We start from the raw sequence: 8,216 nt of genomic DNA on the forward strand, positions 1-8,216 counted from the left end.
ACAAAAAAAAAACCACCGCAACTGCAGCGGTGGTTGGCATAAGAGAGAAAGAGAATTGATTAGAAGGTAAATTGTAAAATTACCTTGTGACTAAATAGTACCTTAACATGAAAACGCTGTCAACACCATTTGACTTTTTTTTTTATTTTTTTATTTATAATGAAAGTAAGCGCAGCAACTTGATATTAATTAAAAATTCTTTATCGAGGTAACTATTATGATCAATTTACATCAATTAAAAATTAGTTTTGACCTAACCTGGTTACTGATAATCTTTAAACTAATTTACGCAGTTTATCAAAAACAGCAAATTCTAACATTGTTTTCGACAGCTTGGTTATTAATTAGCTCGGGAAATTGGTTAGTCGTTTGTCTGCTGATAATGTGGTACCTTAGTTGGATTACGCTGACTTTTTACTTATTTTTTCGGATTTTGAATTTTTTGTTTCGCTTAATTATTAAAGACTAATCCTCCTAAAAAGGTCCAGCTAGTTAAAAAGCGCTACTAGCTGGACCTTTGAATTTATGATCATCTAATTGTTTTTACCTAGTCGTTTGCGGACAACTTGTGCAATTTCTGTAACATATTCATGAACCTGTTCCTTAGTTTTAGCTTCCGCCATAACACGTAACAAAGCTTCTGTACCGCTAGGACGAACAAGAACTCGTCCATCAGCTCCCATCTTATTTTCAACTTGCTTAATAACTGCTTGAATTTGCGGATCCTTAGCCGCAGCAAACTTATCCGTTACTGGTACATTAACTAATTCCTGGGGATAACTAGTAACTTCTGCTGCCAGCTCCGACAACTTCTTACCAGTCTGCTTAACAACATTCATCAACTGAATAGCTGTTAGCATTCCATCACCAGTGGTATTAAAATCAAGAAAAACAACATGTCCTGATTGTTCACCACCAAGATTATAACCATCCTTAAGCATTTCTTCAACTACATACCGATCGCCAACTTTAGTCTTAACTGAATTAAGCCCACTTTTTTCCATTGCTTTATATAAGCCAAGATTACTCATAACGGTCGTAACGATTGTATTTTTCTTTAAACGCCCTCGTTCGCTAAGAAACTTGCCACAAATAAACATAACTTTGTCTCCGTCTACAATGTTACCTAATTCATCAACTGCAATACAACGATCACCGTCACCGTCGAAAGCAACCCCTAACTGCGCTTTTTGTTCAACAACAAATTTTGCCAAAGCTGCTGGATGAGTTGATCCAACACCCTTATTAATGTTCAAACCATCTGGATTTGTTGCCATTGTTTGGAAATCAGCTCCTAGATCGGCAAACAAACGAGAAACTATCCCACTAGTTGCACCATTAGCACCATCGATTGCAATTTTTAAGCCATTTAAATCGTCAGGGATTGTTTGTTCCAAAAACTGGGTATACTTTAAACTTCCCTCATGATAATCATTGACTGTCCCTAAGCCATTTGCGGCTGGACGTGGTAGTTCATCTCTTTGGGCCTCAAGCAAGTCTTCAATTTCTTCTTCCTTTTCATCGGAAAGCTTATAGCCATCTCCGCCAAAAAACTTGATGCCATTATCCTGAACTGGATTATGTGAAGCTGAAATCATCACCCCAGCATCAGCACCTTGCACTCTGACCAGGTAAGCAACTCCGGGTGTCGTAATTACACCTAATGAAAAGACCTCGATTCCAACTGATAATAAGCCAGCAATCAAGGCATGTTCCAACAACTGGCCGGAAATTCGCGTATCACGAGCTACCAAAACACGTGGAGATTTTGAACTATCTTTAGCGTGTTTAGTCAACACATAACCACCGCAACGTCCCAAACGAAAAGCCAATTCTGGCGTCAACTCCTGATTAGCAATTCCGCGGACTCCATCTGTTCCAAAATACTTCATAAATATACTTCCTCATTTCTGTCTCTAAACTTAGTTTTCTGTTGTACTTCCAGTTGCAGAGCTGGAGGTTGTTTCACTATCTGAATTGATCGTCGCACTTGCATTTGTTTTTGATGTTCCCGAATCTGAATCAGAGCTTTCACTCTCAGTTGAGGAGGTTGATGAATCCTTTTTGGCTGAAGTCGTACCGCCAGCAGAATTAGCATTACCAGCCGAAACTGAACTAACATTGATATTTACTCTAACTGATTTAGGATTAACGCTTGAAATGCCTTTAGATGGTAAGACCAAATCAACTTCTTTCGTCGTATCTGAAGTTACATTATCAATTGGTACCGAAACGGTGAATTTAGAAAGGTTGGCCAATGCGCTTTTAGTTCCTTTGACCGTGACCTCCTTGATATTACTTGAAAAACTATAATCATAATTGTCCGAATTACCACTGGCAACAAAATTCAACGGAACCTTTTTTTCACTTTCAGATGAAAAAATTGGTAAACGAACTTTTACAGTTTCTGGACTAATAACTACGTTTAAAATTTTACCGCTATTGTTGACTGCTTGCAACATCACCTGACGATTAACTGTTGATTGAGTCCCACTTGATAACTGCAAATTTGCCTGAACTTTTGCAATTCGCTCAACATCCTTTTTTGCCCCAGTCACTGTGACAGTTCTTGGACTAACGACTGCTTTATCAGCTTGATAGCCACTTGCCAGTTGATCCGAACTGTAATTAACTGAAACCGGAAAAGTCTTTGTTTTTCTTAAACTGATTTTTACTTTGATCTTCGCTGGTGAAATTTGATAATTTAAATCACGATTCAAACCAGCTTGTTTTAGCTTGACCCAATGTTGCCCAGGTTTTAAACCAGTCAAGTCAGCATAAACACTAAAATTTCGGGTATTAGTTGCAGCAGTTACCAATGAACTTTGACCACTGATTTTAATTTTAACTTTTTCTGGGTAGCCAGATACAAAATATTTATCACTATCAACGTTAATACTTAACGGAAAATTTAATGTTTCAGACCTTTCAGCAACTACTGAGTTACCATTTTGATTATTGGCTGCCGAAGATTGTTCCCGATCGCCGATGCCAATTGAATTAACATAATTGAATAACAAAACAGCAAAAACTAGTGCAAGCAAACGATAAAACCATTTGTTATCAAATAATCGATTCCAGTTCATTAATGCTTGCCCTCCTTAAAAAAGCCCTCAAAAAAGCCAACTACGGGCGAATGACTTGACTTTTGTGGAGTTACTAATAATTCTTTTTTTAGTAATTTTAAATAATCATCGCGAGTCAAGTCACGAAGCAGTTCATTATTCTTAGTAACTGTCACACCCCCAGTTTCCTCTGACACCACAATCGTCAAGGCGTCGGTGACCTCACTAATTCCCACTGCAGCACGATGACGAGTTCCTAATTCTTTAGGGATCAGATTGCTTTCTGAAAGTGGCAAGTAAGCTGCTGCTACGGCAACTTTATTATTTCTAATAATCACTGCCCCATCATGTAAAGGAGTATTAGGTATAAAAATATTAATTAGTAACGCTCCGGTAATATCGGCATCCAATTTAATCCCGGTCTCAATGTAATCCTCCAAGCCAGTTTTCATTTGAATCGTGATCAAAGCTCCGATTCTTCTTTTTGACATATATTGCACAGCTTGATCTAGAGCATCAATCATTTTATTTTGGTTTTCATTTTCCTTATTATTATGGACAAAAATTGAACCACGACCTAAATGTTCCAAGCCACGGCGAATTTCTGGCTGAAAAATGACAATAATTGCAATCAAGCCCCAATTAATCACTTGGTCCGTGATCCAAGAAACAGTTTTTAGTCCGATATACAAACTGACAACTTTAATGATGATAATGACTACAACACCCTTTAGCAGTTGAACTGCTTTAGTCCCCCGAATCAGCATCATTAATTCATAAATAACAAACCACACCACTAAGATATCCAGTAAATGAATTGCCGTTTGCCAGCTTAGTAAATTTTCAATATCACTGGTCACAAATTTAACCTCCCTGATTTCAACAAATTGATTATATCACTAATGTTTTTTTCAAAATAGTTAAGAAATTGCTTTTTGAACCTACTGCCTTAATAAATCTGTTAGAATTGATTAAAGTTCGAAATCAGGTGAGAAAATGACAAAAAAGAATCGTTGGCTGCTGAGAATATTTTTCTGGTCTTACATGTTATATATTTATTTGACAGTTTATTTGAAAGGTGAAGTTTATAGTTTTTTATTACTGAATACCTTTTTAGCATACATTCCAATCGAAATTGGTTTTTACATCAACTACCGCCAAAACAATTTCTGGTTTTTTTTATTATTCTTAATCTGGCTCTTATTTTTCCCGAATGCTCCATACGAGCTAACCGATCTTTTTCACCTGGCAATGTTGGATCCATATAATAGTTTGACCAAATTAATGGTTTTTAATCTACATCTTTGGCTGAAATTTACCAACTTGCTGATGGGGGCTTTAGCCTGTGCACTGATTGGAACAATTAGTTTGGAATATGTAGCTGATCAAGTCCTCTGGCACTTAAAGCGCTGGAGTCGGCTCAATCAAGTTGTGCTGATCAATATCTTACTTGTTTTATCAGCAATTGGTATTTATATTGGCCGCTTTTTAAGATTACACACTATTTATTTAATTTTAGATCCCAAATGGGCTATTCAACAACTGATTAATATGTGGAACTGGCGAATGTTAGTTTTTGTTGCTTTCATGTATGCATTGCAGCTATTAATTTGGGGTTGCATGTTTATTAACCGCTTTGAATTTCAACAACTTGAAAGTCAAACTCCAACTATTAAATCGGATCGATCTGCAACTGCAGATTCTCCTCATGATTGATATATTGTCTTAATTGCATGGCTGTGCGATGATCTAAATAACCTTGTTCGATCAGGAATTGTAAAGATAGACGCTGAACATTGATTGATTTTAAACGCAAGCTTTTCATTTGTTGTTGATAGGCAGTTGGGTCGGAACTTGTTTGATTTTTTTGTTTTTCAATCAAGGTTCGGTAACGAATAATCAGATGATAGATTGCTTCTCGATTAAATTTCTTCTCGTTAACATTTGAATCACGCAAATATTCAGAAAGTGTTTTAATGGCTATTTTGGCTAACGCCCGTTCAACCAATCTAATTTGAGCCATAAATTGTTTGGCCTGTTGATTTCCATATCTAACTTTAAATTGTCGATCAAAACGCAAAATCGTCCTTCTTAAGCTAAACAATATTCCAAATTGTGGTAAGGTTGCACCGTGATCAATTTCCTTTAGCTGATGTTCCAAACGTCTTTGATAATATTGAAAAACCTTCTGCTGAATTTGATTTGACTGATATAATCTTTGCAACTCTTTTTGCTGACCCTTGATAGCAACCCGATTTAATTTTAATTCATCGGTAATAATACTAGCCTCATTTGGTTGATCTTCTTCAGAAATTTCAAGTTTCTTAATTAAATACTGATATTCCAAAATCAGTTGGTAAACTGCTAATTGATTTTGTTGGCGACGTTGTTCTTCTAAACTACGGACAGCATTCTTCAATATATATAATTTAGCTTGATTTTTTGTTAGAATTGGGACTTGTTCTGCAACGCTATCTGTCTGATCTTCATCATTGTCTAATTCATCAGTATTTAATTCAGTGTTTGCGCCTCGCGTTTGGATAGCTAATGACTTACCAGCCAAGAACGGCAAAACAATGATAGCCATCAACATACTTAAAATAATAACACCTGCCGCTAAAAACAAGACTAAAGATCTTTCGGGAAATGGTGCTCCACTGGCAATTGTCAACGGAATCGTTAAAACGCCAGCCATAGTGATTGCCCCTCTGACACCTGATAATCCGGAAATTAATGCAATTTTCAATCTTGCCAACAGCTTGGTTTTTTGGTGATCAAACAACTGATAAACAAATGTCCAACCAACTCGGATGACTAATAAAATCAGCCAAACAGCCCCAATCAGCAAAAATGCCCGAAATGTGTCAACGCGATCGCTTTTGATTGCACCTTGCATGGCAAAAGGCAATTCTACTCCCAAAATTGTAAACATAGTACCATTTAACAAATAAGCAATAATATCCCAAGTTCTTTCCGTTACCAGATTAATCTCCGGTTGAACGCTGATAAAATTATTTCGCTGACTCGCAAAAAAAACACCAGCAACGACTACGGCAATCACTCCAGAGGCATGTAAATACTTTTCAGTGACGAGATAAATAATAAAAGGAATCGAAACTTGTAAGACAGTGTTGAAAACAACATCATTGAAATCCTTAATTATCAACCATTCAATAATTAAAATAACCAACCCCATTAATAATAACCCAGCTAATCCCCCAATAATTGAAACATAAAAAAAGTCCCCAACTGCTTGATATAATGAAAAATAGCCCGTAATGACAATTGCAATTGCATATTTAAAACCAATTAAGCCGCTAGCATCGTTAATCAAACTTTCTCCGCTAACTAAATGCAAAACATTCTCTGGCAATTTAACCTGTTTTGATATTGAATGAACCGCTACTGGGTCTGTCGGAGCCAAAACAGCTGCTAATGCAATTCCGACCGGTAAAGGCATGCTAGGAATTAGTTGAGCAATCAAAAAACCACCAACCAACATTGTTAAAAAAACCAACAAAATTGCATTATTAAAAATCGGGCCTTTTAACTTCCAGAGTTCTTTACGCGGAAACCGACGACCATCATTATACAGTAATGGAGCAATAAACAGCAGCAAAAACCAGTTGGCATCCAAATCAATTTTTATATTAAAAATTAAGGCGACGATTGTTCCTAAAAAAATTTGGACTAAACTAACTGGTAGCCATTTGAAATAATGATTGATCAAATTTGAAACAAGGACCATTAAAATTAATCCAATGATTGTTTCAACAATTGCCATTTTTGCACCGCCTTAACTTCTGCCAATTTTTCTACATTAATTATCTTAATTCTATTATTACAAAAAAATTGCCTAAAAAAAAGTAGTCTGCCTTTTTAATCAACAAACTACGCTGTAAATCAATTTTTACCGATAATTCGAACCTCAGTTTCTAAATGGACTTGAAATTTTTGCCAAATAATTGCTTGAACATGTTGAATTACTGCTAAATAATCGCCAGCAGTTGCATGATTCAAGTTAACGATAAACCCCGCATGTTTTAATGAAACCTGTGCATCTCCGACCCGATAGCCTTGAAGCTCAGCATCATGGATCAATTTCCCAGTGTAGTACCCCTTAGGGCGCTTAAAGACACTCCCACATGAAGGATATTCCAAAGGCTGTTTGGCTGCCCGCCGAAAGTTTAAATCATCCATTTTTTTTCGAATCAAAGTTGGCTGACCAGGCTTTAATGAAAAGGTTGCCTCAATTATCAAATCATCTTCATCCTGAATCCGGCTATGCCGATAACTAAATTGCAGGTCTTCTTGCGAATAATTTTTTAAATTTCCTTGCCGATCAATCACTTTAACTTTTTTAACAACTTGTCCCACTTCTCCTCCATAAGCGCCAGCATTCATAAAGATTGCTCCTCCAACGCTGCCAGGAATTCCTGCTGCAAATTCCAGCCCCGTCAACCCATTTTGCCAAGCAACTTCAGTAGCCTGGATCATTGCAGCGCCCGCTTCAGCAACCACTTGATCAGCAACGCAAGTAATTTTATTCATTTTTTGTAAAATAATCACTAAACCATCAATTCCACCATCCCGGACGATTAAATTGCTAGCGTTTCCTAAAACTGTCAATTCGAGATCTGCTTGTCGTGCTGACATAACCAATTGGCGTAGCTGCTTAATGCTATTAGGAAATGCCAAAAATTCAGCCGGTCCACCAGTTCTGGTGTTAGTATATTTTGCCAGTGATTCATTCTTTAAAATTTCAATTTCTGGAAACTGATCTACAAAAGATGCTGTTTTAATTTTCATTGTTCAAACAATCCTCACCTAATAATTAATCTAAGTTAATTCTACCATTTTTATTCAAAGATCTGAAACTAGTTTTTTTTACTTCAGACTGCTAAAATCAATTTAAGACAAATAAAGAAAGGTGTAAACCCATATGAAATTTATTTCATGGAATGTTAATGGTCTACGAGCTGTTTTAAAAAAAGACTTTCAAGCAATTTTTAAACAGCTGGATAGTGATTTTTTTTGCTTGCAAGAAACCAAACTCCAAGCTAAGCAAATTGAACTGAATTTCCCTGGCTATCAAGCATATTGGAATTATGCAGATCGCAAAGGATACTCTGGAACGGTAATTTTTGCAAA

General features: G+C 36.4%; 7 protein-coding genes. 2 read left to right on the plus strand and 5 right to left on the minus strand.

All coding sequences use genetic code 11. The features are described from left to right. Positions 1-533: 533 nt before the first annotated feature. From glmM to cdaA, 3 genes are read right to left on the minus strand one after another with little or no spacing between them, the layout of a single operon-like run. Complete coding sequence (glmM, locus tag ON15_RS04900) at positions 534-1,892, minus strand: phosphoglucosamine mutase (protein WP_010580366.1); 1,359 nt, start codon at positions 1,890-1,892, stop codon at positions 534-536. A gap of 30 nt (positions 1,893-1,922) precedes the next feature. After that, positions 1,923-3,086: a CdaR family protein gene (locus ON15_RS04905; RefSeq protein WP_010580367.1), complete on the minus strand. Its 1,164-nt coding sequence runs from the start codon at positions 3,084-3,086 to the stop codon at positions 1,923-1,925. Next, positions 3,086-3,925 (minus strand): diadenylate cyclase CdaA, encoded by an 840-nt coding sequence (gene cdaA, locus ON15_RS04910; RefSeq protein ID WP_010580368.1) that lies wholly within the window; start codon positions 3,923-3,925, stop codon positions 3,086-3,088. The genes ON15_RS04905 and cdaA overlap by 1 nt, the downstream gene beginning before the upstream one ends. Before the next feature lie 136 nt (positions 3,926-4,061). Here cdaA and ON15_RS04915 point away from each other — a divergent pair, with 136 nt between their 5' ends. Further along, positions 4,062-4,781, plus strand: coding sequence for a DUF1361 domain-containing protein (locus ON15_RS04915; protein WP_010580369.1), 720 nt, complete (start codon positions 4,062-4,064; stop codon positions 4,779-4,781). On the opposite strand, the gene ON15_RS04920 is transcribed toward ON15_RS04915, so the two are convergent. Both ON15_RS04920 and murB read right to left on the minus strand, forming a co-directional pair. Continuing rightward, entirely contained in the window at positions 4,738-6,849 is a 2,112-nt protein-coding gene (locus ON15_RS04920) for a cation:proton antiporter (protein ID WP_010580370.1), read from the minus strand. The two genes, ON15_RS04915 and ON15_RS04920, sit on opposite strands and share 44 nt — an antisense overlap. A gap of 119 nt (positions 6,850-6,968) precedes the next feature. After that, positions 6,969-7,868 carry a UDP-N-acetylmuramate dehydrogenase gene (murB, locus tag ON15_RS04925; RefSeq protein ID WP_412768433.1) on the minus strand — a complete coding sequence of 300 codons (900 nt, stop codon included), beginning with the start codon at positions 7,866-7,868 and terminating at the stop codon, positions 6,969-6,971. 139 nt (positions 7,869-8,007) lie between these two features. On the opposite strand from murB, the gene ON15_RS04930 reads away from it, so the two are divergent. Continuing rightward, positions 8,008-8,216 (plus strand): endonuclease/exonuclease/phosphatase family protein (locus ON15_RS04930; RefSeq protein WP_010580372.1); only part of this gene is annotated, 209 nt, incomplete at its 3' end.

The organism is Liquorilactobacillus vini DSM 20605, assembly GCF_000255495.1.
GTDB lineage: Bacteria > Bacillota > Bacilli > Lactobacillales > Lactobacillaceae > Liquorilactobacillus > Liquorilactobacillus vini.